This is a genomic window from Streptomyces sp. URMC 126, from assembly GCF_051386555.1.
GTDB lineage: Bacteria > Actinomycetota > Actinomycetes > Streptomycetales > Streptomycetaceae > Streptomyces.
Genome location: NZ_JBPQTX010001023.1, coordinates 1 through 259, shown reverse-complemented (window position 1 = coordinate 259; position 259 = coordinate 1). Strand labels below are relative to the sequence as shown.

At 73.7% G+C, this 259-nt stretch carries 1 protein-coding gene; it reads left to right on the top strand.

Translation table 11 applies throughout. The features are described from left to right. Positions 1–18 precede the first annotated feature (18 nt). Positions 19–259, top strand: a 241-nt coding sequence (locus ACSNOK_RS34940; protein ID WP_436784725.1) for an inositol monophosphatase family protein, incomplete at its 3' end; no start/stop codon positions are given.

Below are 259 nucleotides of genomic sequence, written 5' to 3'. Positions count from 1 at the left end.
ATCGAGGACTGTGGAGTGGTGAGCGCGGAGGACTGGGACAAGCTCACGGCAGCCGTGGGCGAGGCCGTGCGGCAGGCGGCCGCCGCCGAGGTGATGCCCCGCTTCCGGTCGCTCGCCGCGCATGAGATCAGCGAGAAGACCGGGCCGCAGGACCTGGTGACGGTCGCCGACCGGCTCGCCGAGGAGCACCTGACCGCCTCGCTCACCGCGCTGCTGCCCGGCTCCGCGGTGGTGGGGGAGGAGGCGGTGCACGCCGATC